Raw genomic sequence first — 25,485 nt, 5'->3', positions numbered from 1 at the left:
TCTATCGATGAATGAGTTTTTGTAGGGTGAAAATACCAAAGAACAATAGAGCCATGGTCAAAACAATACTTAAGCCCGTGGCAATATTGAGTAAAGCACTTGACCATAAACCCACAGATAACGCAATTTGACCCAGTACAAAAGCAAGTAATACCATTTGCTTTGGTGAGTGTGCTAAAAGTCGTGCCGTTAATGCAGGTATGACGAGCAGTGCACCCATGAGTAATGAGCCGACTGCACGTAAAGCCAATACAGTAAACATTGCTAATAACAGCATGAAGACTAAACGCTGTAACTTTGCATTGACGCCTTCGCTGATTGCAATATCTGTATCAATGGCGATTTGAAGTTGAGGTCGCCAAAATTTATATAAAATGCTAATCGCCACTAAAATGACAGCAGAGAAAAGAGGCAGGTCAGACCAATTAATGGTCAGTAAATCACCAAACAAATAACTTTGGAGCTCTGGTCTTAACAAGGGGAGTTGCTGAATTAAAAGCAGGCCACTACACAGCAATGTTGCTGAACACAATGCCAATAGGGCATCGTTAGGTAAGCGACGGTCATATAAAAACCATAGAATTGCGACCAATAACAAGGCTAAAAAAGAGACGCCAATCCATAGAGGGAGTGATAATAGCCCTGCAATGGCAACACCAAGAAGTGTGCCATGAGCCATTGTGTCGGCAAAAAACGACATCCGTCGCCATAGCATTAAACACCCCAATGGCGCAGTTAAAAAAATCAGTAAACTACCCATCACCCATGCAGGGAGTAGTAATTGTAACCATTCCATCATGATTTAGACTTCCGCTTCTGGGTGAATATGAGGGGTTGAACCATGTTGGCATGTGGTTGGTGTGTCGCCGTGGGCACAGTGATCATGATGATGCTGATAAAATGTGCGTTGTGTGCCAAAAATTGCTAAATATTCAGGGTGTTTTTGTACATTTTCAGGTGAGCCACTACAGCAAACGTGTTTGTTTAAACAAATCACGCGGTGTGTGCCTTGCATGACCCACTGTAGGTCATGCGACACCATAATCACAGCACAACCGTAGCGTTCGGGTAGGGTGCGAACATACGCATATAGCTCGGCTTCAGATTGAATATCAAGGCCCTGCATTGGTTCATCAAGCACTAAAACATTCGGTTGTCTAAGTAATGCACGTGCGAGTAACACTCGTTGGCGTTCACCACCAGAAAGCAATTGTACTTTTGCATTGAGTAATTTATAAATGCCTGTTTCATCAATAATTTGCTGTTTGACTGTGGCAGTACATTTTTCTAGTCCAAGCAAGTCTTTTACTCGTAAAGGCATGCTTAAAGAGGGATTAAATTTCTGTGGTACATAAGACAGCTTTAAACCACTAGACTTCTGAATATGGCCTTGGCTTGGCTCAACAATACCTAGCAATACTTTAATTAACGTTGATTTCCCCGCACCATTTGGGCCAATGAGCGTCACAATTTCATTTTTATGCAACGAAAAATCTACGCCTGTTAAAATATGACGTTCATCTAAATGAACGTGAATATTATTTAAAGCAATCAGTTCAGGTGCTAAGCTAGGTTGCACTGTTTACATGTTCCTGAAATTTCAATGGTGGTGTGATGAATGGTAAATTCATCTGAATCTGTCAGTGTAGAAAGTTGGCTAAGTACAGAGTCAGCAGATGCTTCTTTGACTGCTTTGCAGTTTGAACAAATTAAAAAAGCGGCTTGGTGGCCTTCTCTAGGGTGACAACATGGAATAAAAGCATTAATTGAGCTGAGTCGATGAACAAGCCCCATATCCAATAGAAAATCTAAACTACGATAGACTGTAGGTGGTGCAGCAGGTTTATCTGATGTGTTTTTGATTTGTGCCAAGATGTCGTATGCCCCAATTGGGCCATGTGCTTGTAAAATTAAAGCCAGCACTTCCTTTCTAAGAGGTGTCAGGCGAGCATGGTTACTCGCACACAAGGTTTCTGCCTCAAGCAGTCGTAGGTTGATGTCTGCATGATCATGTACACCATGCACTGTATTATCATGTGAATGAGTACATGATGCCATATAATTTACCTGACCTAAAATTGGGATGTTTGATTGTATATTTTCAAAGTTATATTAGCATATTTCTGATATATGTTACAGTATAACGTAAAATGTTATATTATAACGCTAGGAATGGCACAATTGAGATCTCAGATGGCACGTTTAATTGCAGTACTGGCTTTAGTTTTTTACAGTCACAGCCTTTGGGCAAAAGGATTGGTGGTTTCTATACACCCACTTTACTTGATTGCTCAAGAAGTCACGAAAGGGGTGGAAGAGCCAGAACTTTTATTGGGGAATCAATCTGGGCATGATATACAGCTTACTCCAGAAAATCGCAAAAGTTTGCAAGATGCGGAAATGATTATTTGGTTAGGTAAAGCCCATGAAGCACCGCTTAATAAACTTTTAGCAGACAATCCCAAAGCATTTTCTCTACTTTCATCTGGGGTACTTAATACACTACCTTTACGAGATGTGAAAGGCAATGCCATTGCCCAGTCTGTGGATACGCATGTATGGCTTGAGCCAAATAATGCAGTCAGAATTGCTTTTTTTATTGCCGCAGCACGCTCAAAACAGCACCCAGAGCATAAAGCACAATATTGGGCCAATGCACGTGCATTCTCACAGAAATTTTTGCTTGCGACACGCCAATTTGGACAACATAAAACGCCAATCAAATATTGGTCATATCATGATGCTTATCAATATATTGAAAGAGCATCAAATATTAAGTTGGCAGGTGCACTCACCAGTGACCCACACGTACCTCCAACTGTTTCACAAATGAAGTACCTGAATGACAACAGACCATATGCAAACATGTGTTTACTTGCAGAAGGGGAGGCGAGTCGTAGCCAATATCAAAAACTTCAGCCAATATATTTTCAGCCAGTGAATGAAAGTTTAATGGGCGAAAATGATTTTATTAAAGCATGGACAGATCTTGCGCAAAAAATTCACCAATGCGTACAAACATCCGTCAAATCGTAAAAAACAGGCTTAACTTAACCTTAAATTAAAAAAAACTCGCTTTTTACCAAAAAGGTGGTGCTAACTGTCGGAAAAGATTGCATGTTGAGGGGGTGGCATCTATAATGCCTGCGATTAAAAACGATCATGAGTTAAACTTTTGAACATTCATGTTAGGTGTCAGCCAAAATGGCTCAAGTAAAGCGAATGATTGATCTACGCTTTGCCAAAGCTCAGGTCTGTTTACAAGCATTAATGATTCCAGTTTCAGCCTTTATCGCATGGCTTTTGAAAGATGGGACGGCAGCAAAAAGTATTGCACTTGGTGCATTGGTTTGTTGGCTCGCATGTACCTATTTTTCATGGCAGTCTTTTCGTACTGCGGGAGCACGTGCCTCAAAACAAGTGCTTTTAAACATGTATAAAGGAATGATGGGTAAGTTTGCGATCGTTATGATTGGATTTGCTTTAATTTTAAACAATGTGAAACCGTTGTCACCAATTGCATTGTTTTGTGGTTTTATACTTGTTCAGATGATGTCATGGGTTGCCCCTTTTTTGGTTGCTAGACGAACAAAATAAACAAGTATAAGCACATAAAATTGAATATTATTGGAGAGAATACGAGATACCTTTGCAGTACGCAGTATTCGTTTCTCTTTTTCGTAATTGACATTGACCAGGTGTGATTTATGGCTGCTGAAGAACATGCCCTGACTTCGACCGAGTATATCAAGCATCACTTGACCAACATGACCTATGGCAAAATGCCAGATGGAACGTGGAAATTGGCTGAGAATGCTCAAGATGCTCAACAGATGGGGTTTTCTGCTATTCACTTGGACTCAATGGGTTGGTCAATTGGCCTTGGTATCATTTTTTGCTTTATTTTTTGGGTGGTTGCAAGAGCTGCAAATGCTGGCGTGCCTACAAAATTACAAGCTGCGGTAGAAATGATCGTTGAGTTCGTTGATTCAAACGTTCGAGATACCTTTCATGGTAAGTCTCGTCTGATCGCCCCACTTGCACTGACCATTTTCGTGTGGATTTTCCTCATGAACTTAATGGACTTGATTCCTGTTGACTTTATTCCATATCTAGCGCAGGTCATTGGTGCAAATGTATTTGGTATGGATCCACATCACGTTTATCAAAAAATTGTTCCAACAACAGATATTAACGTCACACTCGGCATGTCATTGTCTGTGTTTGCGTTAATTATCTTTTATGGTGTACGTGAAAAAGGTGTGGGTGGTTTTGTTGGCGAGTTTGCACTCAACCCATTTAACCCAAGTAATTTGTTTTTTAAAGTATTGCTTATTCCAGTAAACTTAGTTTTAGAATTGGCAACTTTCCTAGCACGACCAGTTTCATTGGCGCTACGACTATTTGGTAACATGTATGCAGGTGAGTTAATCTTCATCCTCATCGCATTGCTACCATGGTGGGCACAATGGGCATTGTCTGTGCCTTGGGCAATCTTCCACATTCTTGTAATTACGCTGCAAGCTTTTGTATTTATGATGCTTACAATCGTTTACTTGAGTATGGCAAGCGAAAAACATTAATGCTATTGCCTAACTGTATTAATAGGGTTAGGCGTAATTTATATTTTAATTTGGTATAACCTAACCTCTGAGGATTTTTTCATGGAATTAGTAGTTGGATTATCTGCGATTGCAGTAGCTCTTTTAATTGCACTTGCAGCACTAGGTACTGGTATTGGCTTTGCATTGTTAGGCGGTCGTTTCCTAGAAGCAGTTTCACGTCAACCTGAACTTGCACCACAACTTCAAACACGTATGTTCATTGTTGCAGGTCTTCTAGATGCGATCCCAATGATCAGTGTTGGTATTGGTCTATTCATTCTTTTTGCTAATCCGTTTGTTGGCTTAGTAGGTTAATTCGTATATTCCAAAATTATGTGATTGAGGAATTGCAATGAATATCAACTACACATTATTTGGTCAAGCAATTGCATTTTTAGTTTTCGTCATATTTTGCATGAAGTTTGTTTGGCCACCGCTAATCAATGCGATTAGTGAACGTCAACGTCGAATCGCTGATGGCTTAAATGCTGCAGAAAAAGCAAAAGCAGATCTTGCTGATGCTCAAGCTCAAGTAAAAAATGAACTTGATGCGGCAAAAGTTCAAGCAGCACAATTGATTGAACAGGCAAATCGTCGTGCCAATCAACTGGTTGAAGAAGCACGTACACAGGCAACTGCTGAAGGTGAACGTATTCGTCAACAGGCACAAGAAACAGCCGATCAAGAAATCAATGCTGCTCGCGAAGAATTACGTCAACAAGTTGCTGCTTTGGCAGTAGATGGTGCAGAAAAAATTCTTAACCAAAATGTTGATGCTGAAGCTCACAATGCCATGCTGACTCAGCTGGCTGCGAAACTCTAAGAGAGGCGAGATATGGCTGAACTCTTGACGTTGGCACGCCCGTACGCTAAAGCAGCATTTTCTTATGCTGCTGAGCAAGGTGTAACTGACAATTGGTCAAATGCATTACAAATGCTCAGTGCTGCGGTGCAAGACGAAGCATTTTCCGCTTATTTGAACCGTCCTGAGATTACTCCGGAAGGGCAATTAAAGCTTTTTACGCAAGTTTTAGGTGAAGCACAATCAGAAGCACTATCAAAGTTCATTTTACTTTTGGCAGAAAATGACCGTTTGTCATTACTTCCACAAGTATTAACTGAATATGAAGAGCTCAAATCACAACGTAACAAAATTGTTGATATCACAATTGAATCAGCATTTCCGTTAACAGCAGTACAAGAACAACTACTTGTAGAAGCGTTACAAAAACGCTTTAACAGTGCTGTTAAAGTGTCTGTGACTGTTAACCCTGCACTTATTGCAGGTGTTGTGATTCGTGCAGGTGATCAAGTGATAGATGACTCTGCGCTGAGCAAGCTTGAGAAAATGCGGACTCGTCTTCTTGCCTAAAGCAAAAGACTGAACTAATAAAAGATTGAGGAATAGCGCAATGCAACAACTGAATCCATCCGAGATCAGTGCGCTCATTAAACAGCGTATCAGCGATCTGGACACCAGCGCAACTGCGAAAACTGAAGGTACCATTGTGATGGTATCTGACGGTATCGTACGTATTCACGGCCTTGCTGATGCAATGTACGGTGAGATGATCGAATTTGACGGCGGCTTATTTGGTATGGCACTGAACCTAGAACAGGATTCAGTGGGTGCCGTTGTCCTAGGTAACTACCTTGGCCTACAAGAAGGTCAAAAAGCACGTTGTACAGGTCGTGTTCTAGAAGTGCCAGTAGGTCCTGAACTTCTAGGCCGTGTTGTCGACGCTTTGGGTAACCCAATTGATGGGAAAGGCCCAATTGATGCAAAATTAACAGATGCTGTTGAAAAAGTAGCACCTGGTGTAATTTGGCGTCAAAGTGTAGATGAGCCAGTACAAACAGGTTATAAATCTGTAGATACAATGATTCCTGTTGGTCGTGGTCAACGTGAGTTGATTATTGGTGATCGTCAAACAGGTAAGACAGCAATGGCAATCGATGCCATTATTGCTCAAAAAGAATCTGGTATTAAATGCGTATATGTTGCTGTTGGTCAAAAACAGTCAACGATCGCAAACGTTGTACGTAAACTAGAAGAAACGGGTGCAATGGCATACACAACTGTTGTTGCTGCTGCTGCTGCTGATCCTGCTGCAATGCAGTATCTTGCACCGTATGCTGGTTGTACAATGGGTGAATACTTCCGTGACCGTGGTGAAGATGCGTTAATTATTTATGATGATTTGTCTAAGCAAGCGGTTGCTTATCGTCAAATTTCATTGTTATTACGTCGTCCACCAGGTCGTGAAGCATATCCTGGTGACGTATTCTATCTTCACTCGCGCCTATTAGAGCGTGCATCTCGTGTATCTGCTGACTATGTTGAGCAATTCACGAAAGGTGAAGTGAAAGGCCAAACAGGTTCATTGACTGCACTTCCAATTATTGAAACACAAGCAGGTGACGTATCTGCATTTGTACCAACAAACGTGATTTCAATTACCGATGGTCAGATTTTCTTAGAAACATCACTATTTAATGCGGGTATTCGTCCTGCAGTAAATGCGGGTATTTCTGTATCACGTGTTGGTGGTTCTGCTCAAACGAAAATCATTAAGAAACTCTCTGGTGGTATTCGTACAGCACTTGCACAATATCGTGAACTTGCAGCATTTGCTCAGTTTGCTTCTGATCTTGATGAAGCAACACGTAAGCAGTTAGAACACGGTCAACGTGTAACTGAATTAATGAAGCAAAAGCAATATGCACCTTACTCTATTGCTGATCAAGCAGTATCAATCTACGCTTCAAACGAAGGCTACATGGCTGATGTTGAAGTGAAAAAGATTGTAGACTTTGATACAGCATTGATTGCATATTTCCGCTCAGAACATGCTGATTTAATGAAAGACATCGATGCTACTGGCAAATATGACAAAGACATCGAAGCTGCAATTAAAGCAGGTATTGAGAACTTCAAAGCAACTCAAACTTACTAAGTTTTCACGGATCAATGTTCGGAAGTGGTAAAAAACTTTCGAACAGTAGGTTAAGCATATGGCAAATTTAAAAGAAATTCGCGCCAAAGTAGCTAGCATTAAAAGTACGCAAAAAATTACGCGTGCGATGCAAATGGTCGCTGCTTCAAAAATGCGTCGTGCGCAAGAGCGTATGGCGGTAGGGCGTCCTTATGCCGAAAATATGCACCGTGTTATTGCTCATTTAGTTCAAGCGAATCCTGAATATAAACACCGTTATATGGTAGATCGCCCTGTAAAACGCGTCGGTTATATCGTCGTGTCTTCGGATCGTGGTCTAGCAGGTGGTTTAAACATTAACTTGTTTAAAAAAGTTGTTCAGCACGTTCAGCAACAAAAAGAGCAATCAATTGAAGTTCAATTTGCTTTAATTGGTCAAAAAGCGGTGTCGTTTTTTAACAGCTACGGCGGCAAAGTGATTGGTGCAACTACTCAAATTGGTGATGCACCAACACTCGATCAGCTTTCTGGTTCAGTACAAATCATGCTTGATGCCTTCGACAAAGGCGAGTTAGATCGTATCTATCTTGTGTCGAATGGTTTCGTCAATGCCATGACCCAAAAGCCAAAAGTTGAGCAACTTGTTCCTTTAGCGCAGGCAGACGAAGGCGAAGACCTAAACCGTAACTACGGTTGGGACTATATCTATGAACCAAATGCAGAAGAACTGCTGAATGGTTTATTGGTTCGCTATATTGAGTCGATGGTTTATCAAGGTGTGATTGAAAATATCGCATGTGAGCAGTCTGCACGTATGGTTGCCATGAAAGCGGCAACAGACAATGCAGGTCAGCTAATTAAAGACCTACAACTCGTTTATAACAAGCTGCGTCAAGCCGCGATTACTCAGGAAATTTCTGAGATCGTTGGTGGTGCCGCTGCCGTTTAACAATATTGAAATTTGAATTGAGGAGACAGCAATGAGTAGCGGTCATATCATTCAGATCATCGGCGCGGTTATCGACGTCGAGTTTGAACGAAACAGTGTTCCTAAAATCTATGACGCGCTTCATGTTGATGGTACTGAAACTACTTTAGAAGTTCAGCAGCAGCTTGGTGATGGCGTCGTACGTACAATTGCAATGGGATCAACAGAAGGCCTTAAACGTGGTCTTGCTGTAACCAACACCAATGGCCCAATTTCTGTACCAGTAGGTGACGGAACTTTAGGTCGTATTATGGATGTTTTAGGTCGTCCTATCGATGAAGCAGGTCCAGTTGAGGCATCGTCTCACTTACCAATTCACCGTCAAGCACCATCATATGCAGAACAAGCAGCATCGACTGACTTACTAGAAACTGGTATTAAAATCATTGACTTACTTTGCCCATTTGCAAAAGGTGGTAAAGTTGGTCTGTTTGGTGGTGCCGGTGTTGGTAAAACTGTAAACATGATGGAATTGATCAACAACATCGCTAAAGCACACAGTGGTTTATCTGTATTTGCTGGTGTTGGTGAGCGTACACGTGAAGGGAATGACTTTTATCACGAGATGAAAGATTCTAACGTCCTTGACAAAGTAGCGATGGTTTATGGTCAGATGAATGAGCCACCAGGTAACCGTTTACGTGTTGCTTTGACTGGTTTGACCATGGCTGAATACTTCCGTGATCAAAAAGATGAGAACGGTAAAGGTCGTGACGTATTGTTATTTGTAGATAACATCTACCGTTATACGCTTGCAGGTACTGAAGTATCTGCGTTACTTGGTCGTATGCCATCTGCCGTAGGTTACCAACCAACGCTTGCAGAAGAAATGGGTGTACTACAAGAGCGTATTACATCGACTAAGTCTGGTTCGATTACATCGATTCAAGCGGTATACGTACCTGCCGATGACTTAACAGATCCATCGCCTGCAACAACATTTGCTCACTTAGATGCAACCGTTGTATTGAGCCGTGATATTGCGTCTCAAGGTATTTACCCAGCGATTGATCCATTGGATTCGACATCTCGTCAATTAGATCCATTGGTTGTTGGTCAAGAGCACTATGGTATTGCACGTGAAGTACAAAACATCTTGCAACGTTATAAAGAGCTGAAAGACATTATTGCAATCTTGGGTATGGATGAATTAGCTGAAGAAGATAAATTGGTTGTTTACCGCGCGCGTAAAATCCAACGTTTCTTCTCTCAACCATTCCACGTTGCAGAAGTGTTTACTGGTGCTCCTGGTAAGTTGGTACCACTTAAAGAAACGATTCGTGGCTTTAAAGGTCTTCTCGCTGGTGAATACGACCATATTCCAGAACAAGCGTTCTATATGGTTGGTGGCATTGACGAAGTGATTGCTAAGGCTGAGAAACTCTAATTTAAGGAGATCATCTCATGGCAACGATGCAATGTGATGTCGTAAGTGTTGGTGAGTCGTTATTCTCTGGCACAGTGACTATGTTGATTGCTAAAGGTGTGGGTGGTGAGTTAGGTGTTATGCCAAGCCACACTCCACTGGTAACTTTGCTAAAACCAGGTCCAGTACGTGTACTGCTTGAAAATGGTACAGAAGAAGTAATCTACGTGTCAGGTGGTGTACTTGAAGTACAACCTCACGTTGTTACAGTACTTGCAGATACAGCGGTACGTGCAGAAAACTTAGATGAAGTAGCAATTTTAGAAGCACGTAAACATGCTGAACAATTGCTAGCGAATCAGAAGAGTGATTTGGATACGGCAGCAGCGCTTGCATCTCTTTCAGAGGTTGCAGGACAGCTTGAAACCATTCGTAAAATGAAGCATCACGCAAAGTAAATTGCTGATGTAGAAAAGCCACCCAAAAGGGTGGCTTTTTTATTTATACTTTTGCAGTCTTATGTTAAAAGTACTGGTATTTATAAAATAACAAGAGAGTCATATGCCTGATTTAAAACAAGTAGAAGGTCTGACAGCTTCTGTTTTACCACGCTCAAATATAGCGGTCATAGAAGTAGATAATCCTTTGTGTTATGCCGTCATTTCATTACAAGGTGCTCAGGTTTTAAAGTTTCAAACAAAAAAAGATGCTATATCTCAAGATTTATTGTGGTTATCTGATTTAAATCAGTATCAGTTGGGTAAAGCGATTCGTGGTGGTATACCACTGTGTTTTCCTTGGTTCGGCGGGCATAAAACGCAAAAAAATTACCCCTCTCATGGTTTTGCACGTTGTTTACCGTGGCAACTTTCAGATGTGAGTTATACTGAACAGGCAGGTCATGAGCTAACTTTTAAGTTAGAAGATACAGTGTATACACGTAGTTTATGGAATCATTCGTTTTTATTACAGATGAAAATTTCTTGTAAAGAAGAACTGACATTGCATTTTGAAGTTGTAAATACAGGCGATACAGATTTTGAATATGAATTTGCTTGGCATAGTTATTTCCCTGCAGATATTCATTCGGCAAAAGTTAAAGGGTTGTTTAATTATCAATATATTGACCAACTACAAGACATGAAAATATGCCTGCAAATTGAACAAGATATTGAATTCATATCCGAAGTTGACAGAATTTATCCAAAGACACATGGGAAGTTTGAAATCCAATCTGATCAGCAAGAGCCTATTTTTTTGAAAAGTAATGCCAGTAGTGCTGTAGTATGGAATCCATGGGTGGATAAAGCACAACGTTTGGTCGATGTTGCTGATGACGCTTGGCAAAATTTTTTATGTGTAGAGTCAGGACAAATCAAAAGTGCTAGTGTAAAACTAGCACCGAGTAGATCTGCATATTATGAGTTAGTGATTTCTAATTAGCTGAAGGTACTTATTTCGCTAACTCTGATTCAATACATTTTACAAAAGTAGCATCAGTTGCCACAGTATCTGGCGAAAAGCGAGCAACGACATTGCCATTTTTACCAATAACAAATTTTTCAAAGTTCCAGAGAATTTCAGGTTCATCTGCAACGGCAATAGATGCTGCCTTAAGCTTTTTAGTGAAAGCTTCTCCACCAATGCGTTTAGGCTGTGCTGTTGTTAAGTACTGATATAAAGGGTGTTTGTCTTCACCCAACACAGAAATTTTTGCAAATAATGGAAAATCAACTTGATAATTTAAAGAACAGAATTGTTCAATTTCATCATTAGATGCAGGCTCTTGTTGTAAAAAGTTGTTGGCAGGGAAGCCCAAGATAGTTAACCCTTGTGATTTTTTATCATGATACAGCTTTTGCAGTCCTTCATATTGTGGTGTAAGGCCACATTTAGATGCTGTATTGACTACGACAATGACTTGACCTTCATAGCTTTTTAAACTGCTGTCTTGTCCTTTAATATTTTGAACAGGAATATCATAAATCTTTGCCATGTTGCTGTCCTTTTTTAATGCAGAAGTGAAAATTTTACCTCATTATTATGGTGACTAAACTTGCTGTTGAATGTAGAGCCTGTGTAAATTGTGTGACATTCATATTTTAAATAGAACTATTTGAACCATTATATTTTCTTAATCACTGAAGTAATGACATCAATGTGTCATAAATTTAAGTTTTAATACCGTTTTAATTTTGATATATATCAATATATAGGGGTCAGTATTTCATGATACATAAGAAGAAACTACTATCGGTACTTATGGCTTTAGCAAGTTGCTCAGTCGTATCTATGGCATCACAAGCACATAATAATGATTTAATTACACCTCAAGCAAAAGGTGACGTGACTCAGTTTTCAGGTGCGACACGTTTAAAAGAAGAACGTAGCCAAGCATTAAAATCTTCAATTAACAACCGCCATGTTAAAAATGTCATTTTAATTATTGGTGATGGTACAAGTGATTCAGAAATTACCAGCGCGCGTAACTATATTAAAGGTGCAAGTGGCTATTTCCCAGGTATCGATGCACTGCCATTTACGGGTAGCTATACCACATATGCGTTAAATAAAGACAAAAGTATTGAGTATGTTACAGACTCAGCAGCTTCTGCTTCAGCGTGGGCAACAGGGGTAAAAACCTATAATGGTGCTTTAGGTGTAGATATTTACGATAAACCACAAACATCTATTTTAGCACTGGCAAAAAAAGCAGGCTATGCAACGGGTAATGTCACCACATCTGAGCTACAAGATGCAACACCTGCTGCACTGGTATCACATGTACCAAAACGCAAATGTTATTCACCATCATCTACAACAAAACTATGTCCTAAAGAAGCACTGGAAAATGGTGGTTTAGGTTCAATTTCTGAACAACTTTTAGATGCGCGTGCTGATGTCACTTTTGGTGGTGGTATGAAATCTTTCCAAGAAAAGGCAACTGCTGGAAAGTTTCAGGGTAAAACTTTGTTAGAGCAAGCACAAAGTGAAAATTATCAGGTGGTTACAGATAAGTCTGAGCTAGATCAAATTACTAAGGCGAACCAAAAGCAACCTGTACTTGGTTTATTTGCACCAGGTAACCTTGCGGTAAGATGGGTTGGTCCAGAAGCGACGCATGGTGGTAATGAGAAACCAGCAGAGCGTTGCCAACCGAATCCAGAGTACAAAGCATCTACACCAAGCCTAAAAGAAATGACCGATAAAGCAATTAACTTGCTAAAAACAAACCCAAAGGGTTTCTTCTTGCAGGTTGAAAGTGCATCTATTGATAAACGTAACCATGAAGCAGATGCATGTGGTCAAATTGGTGAAACATTAGCATTAGATGAGGCGGTACAATCTGCTTTGGCATTTGCTAAAACAAACCCAGATACACTGATTATTTTAACGGGTGATCATGCACATACGAGTCAAATTATTCCTTTAGACTCGCCGAGCCCAGGTAAAACAGTGAAGTTGTTAACGCAAGATAATTCGCCAATGGTGATGAACTATGCGACTTCTGAACAGGGTAGTCAAGAGCATACAGGTTCACAGGTTCGTGTTGCCGCTCATGGCCCTAGAGCTGCAAATATTGTTGGCTTAACAGACCAAACAGATCTATTCTTTATTATGAAAGACGCCTTAAAAATTAAGTAGTCATGTTTCATTAAAACCCTCTCAAATGTCTTTCTGATGTTTGAGAGGGTTATTTTTTATTATATTTGAAGGTAAACTAGGCTTCACTTAGGTGATACGGTCGAACTTAGGTGTCTGAAACTATGATTTTAGATACTTTTTATCATATAAGTGATGATATATTTAGATTTTATGCAGATTATGCATATGAAATAATATTTTCGAATTATAATATATGCTTTATTTTATTGTAGTTTATAGCTCGCTCCAGTTATAACACTCATTTTATAATCTTATTAAAGGCATAAAAATCGCCTCTCAATGCACGGAATTCTATCCATGAGATTCTCAAAAAATACGATACTACTTTCAGTATTGATGTACTCAACTTTTAGTTTAGTCAGTGTAAGTCATGCCGCAGATACCTTACAAAGAGTTAAAACAAGCGGTAAAATTATTATTGGTTATTCAGAGTCTTCAGAACCCGTATCTTATTTTGCAAATGGTAAGCCACAAGGCTATGTAATTGATACTTGTAATAATATTGCTAATGAAATTAAGAAAGAATTGCAAGAACCAAACCTTAAAATAGAATATAAAAAGGTTACAGCAGAGCAACGCATTCCTGAAATAGAAGCAGGCCACGTAGATTTAATGTGTGATACCACAACAAATACTAAAGAGCGCCAAAAAGAAGTCGACTTTTCGATTAACTATTTTGCAGCAGAGGTACGGTTTGCTGTCAAAAAAGACGCTCAAATTAAAGATATTCAAGATTTAAATGATAAGATTGTATCTACAACAAAAAGTACAACATCTGAAAAGCATATTGCACGTATAGAAAAGCTTAAAAATATTCAAGTGACAACATCTTATGGAAAAAGTCATGCAGATGCATTCGCAATGCTTGAATCTGGTAAGGTTGTTGCTTTTGTACAAAATGAAGCTGTTTTACATGACCTAATTGCAAAGTCGGGGAATGCAAAAGATTATAAAGTGATTATAAATGGTCAACCCCTAGCCGTAGAGCCATATGCAATTATGTTTGCTAAAGACAATACAAAGTTAAAAACAATTGCTGATACAGTGATTCTAAATATGTGGAATTCAGGGCAAATGGATCAACTGTATAAAAAATGGTTTCAGTCACCTATTCCACCAAACAATATTAACTTGAACATGCCACAAAGCCAAATTTTTAAGTATCTAAAAGCACATCCAAGTAGCAGTGGTATTATTTTGTAGTTTCTTATAAATGATATATTAAGTGTTAGAGTTACTATGTATTACCCTTTGAGTCAATATAATGTTTACTGTGCTCAGAGGGTAAGTTTAATCAAATTCCTCTATGAATGAATACATCATCTCTATGGTTTAATTATAGCTTTTAACTATGAAATCTATTGGTGTTTTGATGTAAATTGAAATCAATAACAGTTGAAAATATAGCGTAATATCATTTTGCTATAGCTACTTGGTTTTTTTTTGTACAATTAAGTCTAGACTAATGGCGAATAAAATGCACACTATTATTAGTTTTTTTATATAAAAAACGCATAAATAGCAAATATTCACGTTATTTACATCACTGTTAGAGTGAAATGATTTATAGTTTAAAACTATTTTTAAAATATATATTTTTTGAACATAATCTAACCCATAGTGATTCATTTGGATATCACTGACCAGTTAACCCTCTGATGTGTATTAACACACATCATTTTCAAGCCCAGCTAACTCATTTTCAGCTGGGCTTTTTTTATTCTCTAATGACCAAACCTGTGCTTGCATCAATAATTCGACTTGGCTCAGGAGATAGTCCTAGCTCGCCATTTAAATAGCTGATTTGATCATTAAAATAATTTTTTGCATCACTTAAACATTTTGCGGGCATTCCACCTGCTGGGTTAGCACTGGTTGAAACAATAAATCCATCAAATGCTCTGCATAAGACTTGGCACAGCCCATGATTTGTAACACGCACAGCGACACTGTGGTGCTCACCTGTAATCCACTTGGGAATAGTACTGTCAGATGGTAATAACCATGTGGTTGCTTTCGAAAGAGGGTCTTGCTGATACCAGCTTGAAATAATCTTCTGTTGAATATTGCTATTTAAGTTTTTAAATAAATGTTCGACCTGAGCAATATCACTGGCAAGTAAAATAACCCCTTTTTCAATAGGGCGTTGCTTTAGTTTGAGTAATTTTTGAAATGCCTGCTCATTAAATGGGTCACAGCCTAATCCCCAAACTGCTTCGGTTGGGTAAGCAATGACTTCCCCTGCACGTAAGTCTTTGACCATTTGCATCACTGAAGTATCTTGCATATATGTTCCTTAAATTGCTTGCCTAGAGTATAAGCCAAACTGCTGTATGCAATGTCCTTCTAGTTCGAGTTCCATGAGGTTTGCAATCAGCGTACTGGTTGTAAGTTGTGTCTTGGTGGCGAGTTCATCAATATCTTGTCCTTGCCATGAAAGGGCATTTAAGGTGCTTTGTAAGTGAACAGCGACAGCTGGGCCTGTTTGGCTCTGTTTATGAGAAATTTGGGGTTCAGATGCTTTTATATACCAATGTGCTGGTAACGCAATATCTTCTAGAATTTGTTCAGGGTGATCAACTAAAGTTGCCCCTTCACGAATCAGTTGATGACATCCGTGATATGTACTGTCATAAATATGGCCTGGGATTGCGAAAATGAGCTTTCCTTGCTCAGCGGCTGTTTTTGCAGTAATTAAGGAACCGCTTTTTAATGCAGCTTGCGTAACCAATACCGCTAAGCTCAAGCCACTTACAATTCGATTACGCCTAGGAAAGTGATGTTGTAATGGTGGTGTGGAGGGTAAAAACTCGGTAATTACTGCACCACCGTGTTCAAGAATACGCTGTCTGAGAGAGTGATTGGCTTTAGGATAAGTTGTATCTATACCTGTACCCATGACAGCAATGGTTCTGTAATGTTTTAAAGCGGCATCATGTGCTGCCTGATCTATGCCTGTTGCTAGCCCACTGGTGATGGTAAAGCCAGCCTCTGCGAGAAAGTATGCAAAATCGTAACTGATTTGCAGGCCTGCTTTAGAAGCTTTACGGCTTCCTACAATTGAAATCTGGGGGGTATTTAATTGTTTTATATTGCCCTGACCAAATAAAATGGGAGGATGATCTGAGTAATGCAAAAGCTGTTTAGGGTAATCTTCATCTAATGGTGTACAGACAAAATCACAATGCTTGCAAATCACATCAATGATATTTTGGAAATACTGTTGTTGTTGAGGGTGCTGAAAATCTAAGGCACGTTGAATATGGTTTTTATGTATTTTTAGTGTTGACCATGTCGCTATATTGTGGGGATGAATTGCAGTGTCTACATGGCCAAAATGGTCTATAAGTTTATGGTAGCTCGTTAAAGAGTGTTGAACGAGATACCATAAGATTAGAACTTGATGTTGATGCCGAGATAATTTAGTAGACATAGATCTATCTTTTATTACTCAGGTGCTTGAGTGGTCGCACCCAGTTGGATAGGAGTACGGCTTGATAAAACATACCCATAACTTACATTGTTAAAGGTTCTAAAGATCATCAATTGTCCCACTTTTTCTGTCGGTAATTGCTTCACATGTTTATCTAAATCACCATGCTTTAGGCCATTTTGGGTAATATCAAAAACTTGACCTGCTTCAATGCCCTGATATGTACCTAGATTAATTGTCACAACACTATGTTTAGATGCATTTGCCATACTTCCTGCAATACGAATAATACGGCCTTTCTCCATGACCGAAGCAGGTGTTGGTGTAAATGTTGTTGGTAGCTGTGTTACTTGTTCAGGGAGGACCAGATCTTTTTGTTTGACTTCTTCATTAAAGCTTTTGGTCAGCTCTAAAGAAGCAATACCTTGCTGAATATCTGTGACAATACCCGAAGCTGTTTGAATTAATTCAGTACCTGCATTGAGTGTGGTACGGTCTTGACGTTGCAGAAGATAAGGTTGCATGGTTTTATAAACGGCATAACGTTGCCCAATCTCTAGCCCTTGGCCAGATACATAAACTTTTTGCCCAACAGCAGATGCCAAACGACCATTCTCAGCACCAACGACAGTAGGTGTGTTTTTAATCGATTCAGCAGAAACAATGGTGGCACGGTTTAACCAAACTTGAATGTCTTTTAGAGGAATCAGAGGAATTGCATCTGATAATGCTTGTACACGTATTCTAGGTAAAACTTCAGTGGTTTTTAGAGCAGATGCACGAGAAATTACACCAGTACAGCCATCCCCCTCATCTTTGCCAATCAGTGTGTTGTTTTGATCTTTACAGATTAACAGACGGTCATTGGGGTAAATTAAATTTGGGTTTTTAATATGGCTATTCTTAACCCAAATTTGTGGCCAAAGCCAAGGTTTTTGTAAAAATAGGCCAGCAATTTGCCATAGCGTATCGCCTTTTTTAACCACATATACATTGGGTGCCACTGGATTTAGATTGACAGGTGTAGCCATTGTTGCACTTGATACGACAAATGTACTGCCTAAAACGAAAGATGAAACCAATGCTTTTGCTGTCATTGTTTGAATCAGTTGCTTTTTTTTAGATTGAAAAACTTCCCCAATATGATCAAATTTTTTTTTCATCTGTGTAATGCCCAAAACGATAGTGGTGAGATTCAGTTATAATAGCTAAAATGATGGTTAATATTCTAGCAAGAAACGATTTATCGTGATGATTTATGCAAATTTAAGGAGGGCATATGGCCTTATTACCAATACTTAGCTTTCCTGACCCGCGTCTACGTATAATTGCTAAGCCAGTAGAGCAAGTGACAGCAGAAATTCGAACTTTAGCACAAGATATGTTCGATACCATGTACGCCGCACCGGGTATTGGTCTTGCCGCTACACAGATAGATCAGCACATTCAACTGATTGTCATGGATCTGTCTGAAAATAAAGATGAACCTATGGTCTTTATTAACCCGAAAGTCACACCTTTAACAGATGAAATGCAACAGTATGAAGAAGGCTGTTTATCTATTCCTCAAGTGTATGACAAAGTGGAAAGGCCAGCCCGTGTACGTATAGAGTACACAGATCTAGAAGGTCAGCATATTGATGTGGAAGCAGAAGGGCTGTTAGCAGTCTGTATTCAACATGAAATGGATCACTTAAATGGCAAGCTTTTTGTGGATTACTTATCTCCACTAAAACGCCAGCGTGCCCGTGAGAAAGTAGAAAAATATGTTCGCCAATGCGAGAAAAAGGCTCAAGTAAAGCCTAAGTAAGCGCGAGTAAGTCTGATGTGGCCTTTAAGATGAAATCTGTCTTAAAGGCCATTTTAAAATTAGAAAAGTATTATTGTTATACAAATAATAAATCTGCATGCACAATGCATATTGCTATATTAAATAATAATCATTAACATTAACATTTTTATTACAGTAATGTTACGATGTGAATACTCAAAAGCAGTTTTATCGCATGCAACAACTTGCAATATGCCTAGGTTGCTTCGTCATTCATGTCATTTTTATAAGTTTTATCTTTAACCACAGTGTTCTCGTAGACAAGGTAAAACCTGTAGCAGCGTCAGTTTCTCAACATGCATCAAGGTCGATACACATCCATTGGCAACATCAGCGTAGTCATACTTTTGTACAACAACCTCAAGCGGTATTCGATGCTAAACCTATACACGTGAAATCATCACAAAAAACGCACAGTCTCGTGAAACAAGATATACGTGCGACAACGATACAGCCAAATCCTAAGACGATTTCTCATATGGCAAAAAGTAAACCTATAAGCCAAGTGGCTCATCAGGTTGAAAATACACAAACGGCAGTTGATGACCACAAAGCGATTACAGAAGAAAAAAGGGAGATGACAGGACCCCCAAGTGTTCATCAAGCCATACAAACAGAAGTACAGTTAACAGAAAAAACAGTGCAAGCCGTGGCAACGATACCCAGTGAAATACAAGCCATGAGTCGCCGTGTGAACTATCCAAATCGTGCACGTGCATTAGGGGTAGAAGGGCGTGTAAAGGTACAGTTTGATGTTACTGAAAGTGGTGCAGTGAAGAATATTCAGATTATTGAGGAAACCCCGAAAGGGCTTTTTGTAAATGGTCTTATACAAGATATGTCACGTTGGCGGTATCGCGTTACACATGCAGTAGAAAATCAAGTGGTTCATATCGTCTTTCGTTTAGACGGACGAGTTGTGGTTGAAAATCAGTAAATGATTATTTTTGTCAGTCGGGGAAAGAACGGACTTATGAATAAAAGCGTATACACCTTTTTAGTTTTTTGTGCATTGGTTAACACCGCATATGCGGAAGAAAAAACAGCAGGATTCGATGAGCAAGACACCATTATTGTTCGATCTACACCTACAAGTCAGAGTATGGGTACACAAATTATTACGGCGACCCAAATTGCAAAAATGCCAACGCGTAATGGTTCGGTCACTGAATTACTCAAAAACAACCCAAACGTACAGTTTTCAAACCAGGCAGATAATGGTAATACGCCGGGTGAATTGCAACCTGAAAATGTATCTTTTCATGGGGAAAAGTTTTATCAAAATAGTTATCTAATTGATGGCCTATCAAATAATAATACGATTAACCCAGGTGCAAATAATGGTGAGCTTTCTAATAGCCCAGATGGCTATTCACCCACAGATCTTCCTGCAGGGGGAACGCAAAGTTTTTGGATTAATTCTGAACTGATTGCTTCAGCAGAAGTCTTTGACTCTAATATTTCAGCCAAATACGGTGGTTTCACCGGTGGCGTTGTCGATGCAAAACTCAAAGACCCAGACTTAACAAAACCATCTGGCCGAATTGCGTTTCGTACAACCAACGATCATTTGACTGAATATCATGTCGATGATCGAATTAGCGAAGCCTTTGAGCAAGCGACAAGCTTATATTACCAACCAAAATTTAATAAAAAATTTTATACAGCCAGTATTAATCAACCTTTATCTGACCAAGCGGGCATTATTTTTTCATATAACCGCCAAACGTCAGAGATTCCGTCATACCACAGCATTTTAGGGCAGTGGGAAGACCAAAGCAGAAAATCTGAAAGCTATTTATTGAAAGGTAACTACTTATTTGCCAATGGCGACACCTTACGTGCAACAGCCATGTACTCACCACATGAGTCAACTTATGTTAAAAAAGATGTACAAGAAGGTGCATTTACCAACACAGGTGGCGGGTATCGCTTAAACCTTGAGTGGGAGCACTTGGCGAACTGGGGTAAAGTAAACAGCCTCATTGGATATCAGTTTGAAGAAAATGACATTCAACATGAGTCAGACTATTTTGTCAGTTGGTATAGCCGTTACCAAAATACAGCATCTAAAACCATTAACTGGAACTCAACAGGTACGTCATCAACAGCAACACGTTTGGGTTACTACGGTGGGTACGGACACTTTGCAACGCAAAAAAGTAGTCTGACCGCCAAACAAGATTATGCCTTGAATCCACTACAATGGGGACAAACGCAACACCAAATTGATCTCGGTTGGAATGTAGAGAACTATAGTGCACGCTATCAGCGTTTTAACGATGTTGTTGTCAGCCGTGGTACACCAACATGGAGTAGCACAACAGTCTGCCAATCAGGTGATGTATTGTGTATTAGTGGTGAACAATACTTTAAGAGTCGTACTTTGTACCCTGCACGTTTGGTCAAAGGCAACTACACCAACTATGCAGGCTATCTACAAGACAGTATGTTATGGAAAAACCTAGAAGTTACGGCAGGTGTGCGCTTATCTTATGATGACTATTTGAGTAATCTCAATATATCACCCCGTCTATCTGGTTCTTTAGATGTCTTTGGCGACCATAAGACCCGTTTATTTGCCGGTGCAAACCGTTATCACGCACAAAGTTTGCTGGCGTATAAACTACGCCAAGGCATCAGTGAAAATTACACTCAAACCCGCACAAGTGCTAGCACAGCATGGACAACAGGTTCACTCAACAAAGCATCATACGATTATGATATTTCAAATCTGAAAACACCGTATAGCGATGAGTTAAATTTAGGTATTGCACAACGCATTGCTGACACTATTTGGACATTAAAATATGTGAACCGTCAAGGTCGTGACCAGTTTGGACGTAGTAGTACAACCGCGGTCGATGGTCAGAAATACTACTACCTGACCAACGATGGGAAAACCAAAGGCAATACTGTTTCACTGACCATTGAGCCAATCAGTCCATACCAATTTAAATATCTAGATTTAACATGGAACTTTGCGGCCAACTACAGTAACAATAAATCAAGCTCACAAAGCTATTACGATGTGAGTAACACCGATGAAAACATGGTGGTATTTAACAACAAACTCATGCAACGTGGTGACATGGATGCACTTGACTACAATACGCCGTGGACTGCATTTTTTAATGTAGATATGAGCGTACCACGTTGGAACTTTAACTGGACACAACGTCTCGGTTATACCTCTGGTTATAAATCATATTCGACATCGACCCTCATTTGTGATGGTACAGGAGGAGTGTGTGGAAGCTATGTTGGAAATGCAACTTTGTATATGCCAGTAAAATATAACAATTATGTCTCTTATGATTGGCGTTTTAGTTACATCAAACCCATGTTTAAAAGCCAAAGCTTAGAGCTCACGCTAGATGTTATGAATGTCTTTAATACAGCCATAGAAAGCTATAAATCAACCACATTAAGTAGTGCAATTACCTACAAAACAGGTCGCCAAATCTGGCTAGGTGCTGCTTGGAACTGGTAAATCGTTAAGCTGTTAAAAAAAGCCGATGAAGATAAAACCTCATCGGCTTTTACATTCAATCAAAGATAAAGAGATAACAATATGTTGAAAAGCCTTCCCTATGTGACAGCGGTTGTTGTACTGATGTTAAGCACACCGAGCCATGCCGTAGAAGCAGAAAGTCCATTGCCTCAGATCAGTACAGGCATACTGGATAATGGACTTCGTTATACCATTGTGCCCCTCAAAGGGCAGGGCAATCGTATAGATATACGCCTACAAGTCGATGCGGGTGCACTGGAGCAAACCCCACAGCAAGAGGGTGTCGCACATATGGTTGAACACATGGTCTTTCATCACAGCGAAGGCTTAAAAAATGGAGTAAGCCAATACTTACAGCAACATGGCTGGCAAAGAGGAAAACACTATAACGCCGTGACCAATCATGAAAGAACAATGTTTATGATGAGTCCACCCGATGGCAAGCAGTCGCTAGACTTAAGCCTGAACGCACTGAGTCAGATGGTATATTTTAGCCAATTTAACCAACAAGAGCTCAATCAAGAGCGATCCATCATCCTTGAAGAATGGCGAGGTAAATTAGGTGTTGCCGACCGTATGAACGAACAACGCATGCAGGCCATTCGTAAGGATTCTTTATATCCACAACGATCAGTCACCGGTACAGAGCAAACCATTCAAAATATGCCACTGATGCAATTACAGCAATTTTATCGCACATGGTATGTCCCTAAAAACATGAAAATTTTAATCATAGGTGATGTAGATCATGAGCAAGTTCAGGCGAAAATTAAGCAATATTTCGCTACAGTATCTACATCAAATACAATCACAAAGCCAAGCTATGATATTGAATTAAAAAAACAACTTAGAATTGTACAGTTACAAGACAGTGAAAGCGGAAGCAGTCAAATTTCATATATTTACCGCTTTACAGACCATTTAGCGAAACAAAATACCCCACAAGGTTTTAGACAACGACTATTACAGCAAATTGCTATAGATACATTAACCCAACAAGTAAGACAGCAAGCAAAAACACAATCTAACTCAGTCAGTAGCCTTGTCGTACGAAAATCAGAGATTGGGCCAAATAGTTTCGCCGTGGGAATTTTTGCAGATGTCGTTCCTCAAGAGCATCAACAGGCTTTACCAATACTGCTGAAAGAAATTGTACGTTTACAGCAAAATCAATTGCCCGATGAGCGAATAAACAGCATAAAGAGTGACATACGAAATACAGCAGAAAAAATGTTAAAACAGCCTGAGCAAAGAAGCTTTTCTGACTGGGTACAAAAAATTGTACCTCTATGGCAACAAAACCAAGATTATCTTGGTAGTGTCTCTATTGGCCAACAGGCTCTACAGTTTTTACCAACCATTAGCAACCAAGAAGTAAATCAGCAAATTCATACATGGCTTAATGCATCAGATCAACTCATACAGTACAGTACACCGGGTATGAGCAGTATTACTTTACCTTCTGTTAAAGATATTTTTGCCTTGCAACAACAGTACCATCGCATGCGTCTTACCTTTTCAACACCTATAACCGTTCAAATACCTCAATTGACCATCAAAAAACACCTTGGATATATCAAACAAAAAGAGATACTATCACCAACCAATCAGGTGTGGACACTCAGTAATGGTGATCGCATCGTTTGGTTGCAAACAGCACTTGCTCAAGAAAAACTCTATTTTACTGCTCAAACAGATGCAGGTTTTTTACGCCAAGACTTAAACCCATGGCAAGCACAAATTGCCTCACAGCTTTTATCACAAACAGGGCCTGAACAATGGCAACCTGAACAACTTCAAGCATGGAAAAAACAATACAATATCCAGTTTTCAATTGAACAACAGCCACAACAACTCATATTTTCAGGCCAAACTGCAACAGATCACATTACTTCGCTACTACAACTCTATGCGACAACACAACAACAGATACAATTTAACTCACAAGCATTGGCTTCAAGCACAAGCATACTTATACGAAAAAAAGTGTTAGAGCAAACCTCTGTTTCAGCCCAAAAGAATAAAGATATTCAACAACTCAGATTTGAACAAAAAAATATAGAGCCAGACCTAAATGAGTTAAAGCAATTACATACCCATATGCTTACAGCCCAATGGAATAAAATACGTACAACCCCAACTACGTTCTATATTTTGACTGCCAAAGATCCACAAAGCTATCAACCAGACATAGAAACCTACCTTGCAGGAATTGAACGCCAAGCAAAAACGATTCAGACGGCATACCAACAACAAAAACGTGGTGTATTAAAACAAGTTGCACAAATTAACCTTGAGCCTCGAGCTGAAATTAGATCATGGAGCCAAAAGCAACAGGTATGGACACCTGAAATAGCCATGCAAGTCAGCATTATAAGAAACCTAGCAGAAAAATATCTCAAACAAGCACTCCGAGACCAAATGCAGGGTATCTATCGTATGAAAATAAACAGTGAACTCGATGATAAAAATAATCTTATAAAAACAGACATTAGTTTTACCACCGCACCAGAGCGAGCAGATGAACTTTGGCAACAGACACTCACCACTTTAAAGCAACTGCCTAGCCTCATTACGCCAGAAGACATTCAAGAACAAAGCAAATACTTTCAAGACAGTGAAAAAAACAAAGCATTTGACATCAATACATTACAAAAAAGACTCATTTTGAGTAATGAACACTATAAAAATGCAGATTATCTTGAGCAAGTAGGCCAGTTGACCCAAAAAATTGACTCAAATACCATTCGTAATCTTGCTCAGCAGATCTTTGATACAGAAAACTATGCACTTTATGTGACAAAACCACAGATAAAGAGTGAAAAAAGCATAGAGGATATGAATTAAAGACAGTATGAATACGCTAAAAGCCATGTTAAAAGCATTTTACGTGGCTAATTTGTTTATATTTAGAGCTGAAAAATACATTTTGGCTACATAGTAATCACCCGAATAGGATAATTAAAAAAAGGTATTGCGTTTGTTATGGATTGATCTATAATGCGTATCCATCGGCGGTGCTGTTGGAAGAAACTTCTTAATAAACAATATCTTAGTTAATTAGTTTAGGGTTTAGGTCTTAGATTGATTGGTTAAGGGAGTTTAGTTAGGGGGTAGAAAAAACTTTCAAAAAGCATTTGACAAACT

General features: G+C 39.4%; 24 protein-coding genes. 17 read left to right on the top strand and 7 right to left on the bottom strand.

Annotated elements, in window-relative coordinates; translation table 11 throughout:
- Window position 1 precedes the first annotated feature (1 nt).
- Genes znuB through I2F31_RS11275 form a run of 3 tightly spaced genes read right to left on the bottom strand, consistent with a single transcriptional unit; the run spans window position 2 to window position 2,058 of the window.
- Window positions 2-799: a zinc ABC transporter permease subunit ZnuB gene (znuB, locus tag I2F31_RS11285; protein ID WP_195769678.1), complete on the bottom strand. Its 798-nt coding sequence runs from the start codon at window positions 797-799 to the stop codon at window positions 2-4.
- A 3-nt stretch (window positions 800-802) separates the two neighbouring features.
- A complete protein-coding gene (znuC, locus tag I2F31_RS11280) occupies window positions 803-1,579 on the bottom strand; it encodes a zinc ABC transporter ATP-binding protein ZnuC (protein WP_195769677.1) in 777 nt (258 codons plus the stop codon).
- Window positions 1,564-2,058, bottom strand: coding sequence for a transcriptional repressor (locus I2F31_RS11275; protein WP_195769676.1), 495 nt, complete (start codon window positions 2,056-2,058; stop codon window positions 1,564-1,566). Before I2F31_RS11275 ends, znuC begins: the two co-directional genes overlap by 16 nt.
- A gap of 135 nt (window positions 2,059-2,193) precedes the next feature.
- Between I2F31_RS11275 and I2F31_RS11270 the strand changes: the two genes are divergently transcribed.
- The 11 genes from I2F31_RS11270 to I2F31_RS11220 all read left to right on the top strand — a co-directional run bounded on the left by I2F31_RS11270 (window position 2,194) and on the right by I2F31_RS11220 (window position 11,337).
- Window positions 2,194-3,036, top strand: coding sequence for a metal ABC transporter solute-binding protein, Zn/Mn family (locus tag I2F31_RS11270; protein WP_195769675.1), 843 nt, complete (start codon window positions 2,194-2,196; stop codon window positions 3,034-3,036).
- 168 nt (window positions 3,037-3,204) lie between these two features.
- On the top strand, window positions 3,205-3,597 hold the full coding sequence (locus I2F31_RS11265; RefSeq protein ID WP_195769674.1) for an ATP synthase subunit I: 393 nt from the start codon (window positions 3,205-3,207) through the stop codon (window positions 3,595-3,597).
- Window positions 3,598-3,707: 110 nt separating this feature from the next.
- Window positions 3,708-4,583: a F0F1 ATP synthase subunit A gene (gene atpB, locus I2F31_RS11260; RefSeq protein WP_195769673.1), complete on the top strand. Its 876-nt coding sequence runs from the start codon at window positions 3,708-3,710 to the stop codon at window positions 4,581-4,583.
- Window positions 4,584-4,664: 81 nt separating this feature from the next.
- Entirely contained in the window at window positions 4,665-4,919 is a 255-nt protein-coding gene (gene atpE, locus I2F31_RS11255; protein WP_092749547.1) for a F0F1 ATP synthase subunit C, read from the top strand.
- A gap of 37 nt (window positions 4,920-4,956) precedes the next feature.
- Window positions 4,957-5,427, top strand: coding sequence for a F0F1 ATP synthase subunit B (locus I2F31_RS11250; RefSeq protein ID WP_195769672.1), 471 nt, complete (start codon window positions 4,957-4,959; stop codon window positions 5,425-5,427).
- A gap of 12 nt (window positions 5,428-5,439) precedes the next feature.
- Window positions 5,440-5,976 (top strand): F0F1 ATP synthase subunit delta, encoded by a 537-nt coding sequence (locus I2F31_RS11245; protein ID WP_195769671.1) that lies wholly within the window; start codon window positions 5,440-5,442, stop codon window positions 5,974-5,976.
- Between the two features lie 40 nt (window positions 5,977-6,016).
- A complete protein-coding gene (gene atpA / locus I2F31_RS11240) occupies window positions 6,017-7,561 on the top strand; it encodes a F0F1 ATP synthase subunit alpha (RefSeq protein ID WP_195769670.1) in 1,545 nt (514 codons plus the stop codon).
- A gap of 58 nt (window positions 7,562-7,619) precedes the next feature.
- Window positions 7,620-8,489 carry a F0F1 ATP synthase subunit gamma gene (gene atpG, locus I2F31_RS11235; protein WP_195769669.1) on the top strand — a complete coding sequence of 290 codons (870 nt, stop codon included), beginning with the start codon at window positions 7,620-7,622 and terminating at the stop codon, window positions 8,487-8,489.
- 31 nt (window positions 8,490-8,520) lie between these two features.
- Complete coding sequence (gene atpD / locus I2F31_RS11230; protein WP_195769668.1) at window positions 8,521-9,915, top strand: F0F1 ATP synthase subunit beta; 1,395 nt, start codon at window positions 8,521-8,523, stop codon at window positions 9,913-9,915.
- Window positions 9,916-9,932: 17 nt separating this feature from the next.
- Entirely contained in the window at window positions 9,933-10,352 is a 420-nt protein-coding gene (locus I2F31_RS11225; protein WP_195769667.1) for a F0F1 ATP synthase subunit epsilon, read from the top strand.
- 103 nt (window positions 10,353-10,455) lie between these two features.
- Window positions 10,456-11,337: a D-hexose-6-phosphate mutarotase gene (locus I2F31_RS11220; protein ID WP_195769666.1), complete on the top strand. Its 882-nt coding sequence runs from the start codon at window positions 10,456-10,458 to the stop codon at window positions 11,335-11,337.
- A gap of 10 nt (window positions 11,338-11,347) precedes the next feature.
- Here the strand turns inward: I2F31_RS11220 and I2F31_RS11215 are convergent, their stop codons facing one another.
- Entirely contained in the window at window positions 11,348-11,890 is a 543-nt protein-coding gene (locus I2F31_RS11215; RefSeq protein WP_195769665.1) for a glutathione peroxidase, read from the bottom strand.
- 266 nt (window positions 11,891-12,156) lie between these two features.
- Between I2F31_RS11215 and phoA the strand changes: the two genes are divergently transcribed.
- Together phoA and I2F31_RS11205 are read left to right on the top strand one after the other, a co-directional pair.
- On the top strand, window positions 12,157-13,539 hold the full coding sequence (gene phoA, locus I2F31_RS11210; RefSeq protein ID WP_407647887.1) for an alkaline phosphatase: 1,383 nt from the start codon (window positions 12,157-12,159) through the stop codon (window positions 13,537-13,539).
- Window positions 13,540-13,857: 318 nt separating this feature from the next.
- Window positions 13,858-14,763, top strand: a complete 906-nt coding sequence (locus I2F31_RS11205; protein ID WP_195769663.1) for an amino acid ABC transporter substrate-binding protein — start codon at window positions 13,858-13,860, stop codon at window positions 14,761-14,763.
- Between the two features lie 514 nt (window positions 14,764-15,277).
- Here I2F31_RS11205 and I2F31_RS11200 read toward each other — a convergent pair.
- Genes I2F31_RS11200 through I2F31_RS11190 form a run of 3 tightly spaced genes read right to left on the bottom strand, consistent with a single transcriptional unit; the run spans window position 15,278 to window position 18,156 of the window.
- Window positions 15,278-15,847, bottom strand: coding sequence for an L-threonylcarbamoyladenylate synthase (locus tag I2F31_RS11200; RefSeq protein WP_195769662.1), 570 nt, complete (start codon window positions 15,845-15,847; stop codon window positions 15,278-15,280).
- A gap of 9 nt (window positions 15,848-15,856) precedes the next feature.
- On the bottom strand, window positions 15,857-16,993 hold the full coding sequence (gene dprA, locus I2F31_RS11195) for a DNA-processing protein DprA (RefSeq protein ID WP_195769661.1): 1,137 nt from the start codon (window positions 16,991-16,993) through the stop codon (window positions 15,857-15,859).
- 14 nt (window positions 16,994-17,007) lie between these two features.
- Window positions 17,008-18,156: a LysM peptidoglycan-binding domain-containing protein gene (locus tag I2F31_RS11190; protein WP_195769660.1), complete on the bottom strand. Its 1,149-nt coding sequence runs from the start codon at window positions 18,154-18,156 to the stop codon at window positions 17,008-17,010.
- Window positions 18,157-18,272: 116 nt separating this feature from the next.
- Here I2F31_RS11190 and def point away from each other — a divergent pair, with 116 nt between their 5' ends.
- The 4 genes from def to I2F31_RS11170 all read left to right on the top strand — a co-directional run bounded on the left by def (window position 18,273) and on the right by I2F31_RS11170 (window position 25,185).
- On the top strand, window positions 18,273-18,803 hold the full coding sequence (gene def, locus I2F31_RS11185; RefSeq protein ID WP_195769659.1) for a peptide deformylase: 531 nt from the start codon (window positions 18,273-18,275) through the stop codon (window positions 18,801-18,803).
- A gap of 169 nt (window positions 18,804-18,972) precedes the next feature.
- On the top strand, window positions 18,973-19,761 hold the full coding sequence (locus I2F31_RS13450) for a TonB family protein (RefSeq protein ID WP_195769658.1): 789 nt from the start codon (window positions 18,973-18,975) through the stop codon (window positions 19,759-19,761).
- A gap of 36 nt (window positions 19,762-19,797) precedes the next feature.
- Window positions 19,798-22,317: a TonB-dependent receptor plug domain-containing protein gene (locus I2F31_RS11175; RefSeq protein WP_213014878.1), complete on the top strand. Its 2,520-nt coding sequence runs from the start codon at window positions 19,798-19,800 to the stop codon at window positions 22,315-22,317.
- A gap of 81 nt (window positions 22,318-22,398) precedes the next feature.
- Window positions 22,399-25,185 carry a M16 family metallopeptidase gene (locus I2F31_RS11170; RefSeq protein ID WP_195769656.1) on the top strand — a complete coding sequence of 929 codons (2,787 nt, stop codon included), beginning with the start codon at window positions 22,399-22,401 and terminating at the stop codon, window positions 25,183-25,185.
- The last annotated feature ends 300 nt before the right edge of the window (window positions 25,186-25,485 follow it).

Origin of the sequence: Acinetobacter rathckeae (assembly GCF_015627125.1) — a bacterium.
Taxonomy (GTDB): Bacteria; Pseudomonadota; Gammaproteobacteria; order Pseudomonadales; family Moraxellaceae; genus Acinetobacter; species Acinetobacter rathckeae.
This window is presented reverse-complemented; position numbering and strand designations above follow the sequence as displayed.

Coding starts and splice junctions, on each gene's coding strand:
- I2F31_RS11215 (WP_195769665.1), bottom strand. CDS start 11,890: ATGGCAAAGATTTATGATATTCCTGTTCAAAATATTAAAGGACAAGAC.
- dprA (WP_195769661.1), bottom strand. CDS start 16,993: ATGTCTACTAAATTATCTCGGCATCAACATCAAGTTCTAATCTTATGG.
- atpG (WP_195769669.1), top strand. CDS start 7,620: ATGGCAAATTTAAAAGAAATTCGCGCCAAAGTAGCTAGCATTAAAAGT.
- I2F31_RS11265 (WP_195769674.1), top strand. CDS start 3,205: ATGGCTCAAGTAAAGCGAATGATTGATCTACGCTTTGCCAAAGCTCAG.
- atpE (WP_092749547.1), top strand. CDS start 4,665: ATGGAATTAGTAGTTGGATTATCTGCGATTGCAGTAGCTCTTTTAATT.
- atpA (WP_195769670.1), top strand. CDS start 6,017: ATGCAACAACTGAATCCATCCGAGATCAGTGCGCTCATTAAACAGCGT.
- def (WP_195769659.1), top strand. CDS start 18,273: ATGGCCTTATTACCAATACTTAGCTTTCCTGACCCGCGTCTACGTATA.
- I2F31_RS11225 (WP_195769667.1), top strand. CDS start 9,933: ATGGCAACGATGCAATGTGATGTCGTAAGTGTTGGTGAGTCGTTATTC.
- I2F31_RS11220 (WP_195769666.1), top strand. CDS start 10,456: ATGCCTGATTTAAAACAAGTAGAAGGTCTGACAGCTTCTGTTTTACCA.
- I2F31_RS11190 (WP_195769660.1), bottom strand. CDS start 18,156: ATGAAAAAAAAATTTGATCATATTGGGGAAGTTTTTCAATCTAAAAAA.
- I2F31_RS11250 (WP_195769672.1), top strand. CDS start 4,957: ATGAATATCAACTACACATTATTTGGTCAAGCAATTGCATTTTTAGTT.
- phoA (WP_407647887.1), top strand. CDS start 12,157: ATGGCTTTAGCAAGTTGCTCAGTCGTATCTATGGCATCACAAGCACAT.
- I2F31_RS11175 (WP_213014878.1), top strand. CDS start 19,798: ATGAATAAAAGCGTATACACCTTTTTAGTTTTTTGTGCATTGGTTAAC.
- atpD (WP_195769668.1), top strand. CDS start 8,521: ATGAGTAGCGGTCATATCATTCAGATCATCGGCGCGGTTATCGACGTC.
- I2F31_RS11205 (WP_195769663.1), top strand. CDS start 13,858: ATGAGATTCTCAAAAAATACGATACTACTTTCAGTATTGATGTACTCA.
- I2F31_RS11245 (WP_195769671.1), top strand. CDS start 5,440: ATGGCTGAACTCTTGACGTTGGCACGCCCGTACGCTAAAGCAGCATTT.
- atpB (WP_195769673.1), top strand. CDS start 3,708: ATGGCTGCTGAAGAACATGCCCTGACTTCGACCGAGTATATCAAGCAT.
- znuB (WP_195769678.1), bottom strand. CDS start 799: ATGATGGAATGGTTACAATTACTACTCCCTGCATGGGTGATGGGTAGT.
- I2F31_RS11275 (WP_195769676.1), bottom strand. CDS start 2,058: ATGGCATCATGTACTCATTCACATGATAATACAGTGCATGGTGTACAT.
- I2F31_RS11200 (WP_195769662.1), bottom strand. CDS start 15,847: ATGCAAGATACTTCAGTGATGCAAATGGTCAAAGACTTACGTGCAGGG.
- I2F31_RS11170 (WP_195769656.1), top strand. CDS start 22,399: ATGTTGAAAAGCCTTCCCTATGTGACAGCGGTTGTTGTACTGATGTTA.
- I2F31_RS11270 (WP_195769675.1), top strand. CDS start 2,194: ATGGCACGTTTAATTGCAGTACTGGCTTTAGTTTTTTACAGTCACAGC.